Here is a 1,523-nt window from a genome sequence, read left to right as displayed (position 1 = left end):
GGTTTTGCTCTGGGTTTGGTTTCGTCACCATCCAGTATACCAAACCGAGGTCGTGCTGTATCCCCTGGTTGAGCGTCCCTGTCCGCCCTTAAACGTGCGCGGGCGAGGGGCTTTTTGGATGGCGGTTTTATCCATGATGGTCGGTTCTCCAATCGTGCTCCCCCTCGCCCGCGTTCAGTGGGAGAGGGGGTTGGGGGGTGAGGGAATGAATGGTTCTCATCATATACTGCGTTTCTTGCGAGCGGCCAAGCAACGCAGTATGCTAGCCAAAGAACCAAATTTTTGCGCAAGGAATGAGAATGATCAACATTCACTTTAGCCGCCTCACTGAACCAACGACCGCAATCGCCGCATCGTTTACCCGTTGGGAAAATGATCAGCAGATTAAGTATTTAGCCCGATTCAACCGCAATCAAGCAGATTTAGATGCCTCCAACGAAATAACGATCGCAAGTTTGGTACAACGAATTCAACACACAGCAATCTATTTAATCTATTTGCATCAGCAGTTAATTGGCGAAATGAGTTATCAAATTGATCCGCCGCTGCTGTTGAAGCCCGAAGCAAATAGTGCCTGGATTAGCATCACCATTGGCGAGCATCAAGCGCGTGGCCAAGGTATTGGCAACCAAGCCCTTGCTTATTTAGAGCAACAGATTGCAACCCAAGGCCTCAGGCGAATTGAGCTAGGCGTGTTTGAATTTAACCAGCCAGCGTTTGCGCTGTATGCAAAACGAGGCTACCACGAAATTGGGCGCATCACCGATTTTACCTACTGGCAAGGGCGTATGTGGGCAGATATTCGCATGGAGAAATGGCTCTAAGCAACCATCCTCAAGCTAAACATAGGCTCGATCAACTGAACCCAACATTCCTCAAACTGTATCTCAGCTCTAGGTTCATTCCTCAAACAACGCATGAATTGGCAAAATTCGGGCTAAATTGCATGCGCTCAAGCAAAAACGGACATCCAGTGTCCGTAGCATCGTGTATACTTGATTTCAAACATCATAGCAAGCACTTACATCCTCTCACGTTCTTAGTGCGTTTCAGGAGGCAGCATGGATGATGAAGCAAGTTTGAATGCAGAAGCGGAGGACACAGCCAACGACACAACGCCCCTCGACCCCAAATTCTTTGATCTTTTACTTGGGCCAGCCCCAAACGAGGAGGATTTATTCGAACGCTATCGCAAACATGTCATCAATTATGGCTTACTGCCCTACAAACAGGTCATTCAATTTAGCCTGAGCGAAGGCGGCAAGGCCGGCGAATCGCTGTACAACCACGTTTTGAATGGCATCTTGGTGCTTCAGCATTTGCGCGGCCTGTTACAACTCAGCGACGAAGAAACCAAGGTTTTGTTTACTGCCTTCACAATCCACGACATCAACAAAGTTCAAGCAAGCGAGCACTATCAAAGCTATTTAACCACTGTTGCTAGTTAAATGAACGGATTGTGATGATGCATGCCGAAAGGATGAACCCTAAACCCCTTGGCTTAACGCAGAACGTCCTCGATG

General features: G+C 48.2%; 2 protein-coding genes. Both read left to right on the top strand.

What is annotated here, in order from left to right; translation table 11 throughout:
• Positions 1–299: 299 nt before the first annotated feature.
• On the top strand, positions 300–824 hold the full coding sequence (locus JOD20_RS26270) for a GNAT family N-acetyltransferase (RefSeq protein ID WP_204758135.1): 525 nt from the start codon (positions 300–302) through the stop codon (positions 822–824).
• Positions 825–1,061: 237 nt separating this feature from the next.
• A complete protein-coding gene (locus JOD20_RS26265; RefSeq protein ID WP_204758134.1) occupies positions 1,062–1,448 on the top strand; it encodes a hypothetical protein in 387 nt (128 codons plus the stop codon).
• Positions 1,449–1,523 lie beyond the last annotated feature (75 nt).

The organism is Herpetosiphon giganteus (assembly GCF_016907925.1).
GTDB classification, from domain to species: domain Bacteria; phylum Chloroflexota; class Chloroflexia; order Chloroflexales; family Herpetosiphonaceae; genus Herpetosiphon; species Herpetosiphon giganteus.
The sequence above is the reverse complement of the archived record's forward strand: the minus strand, read 5'-3'. Positions and strand labels throughout refer to the sequence as shown.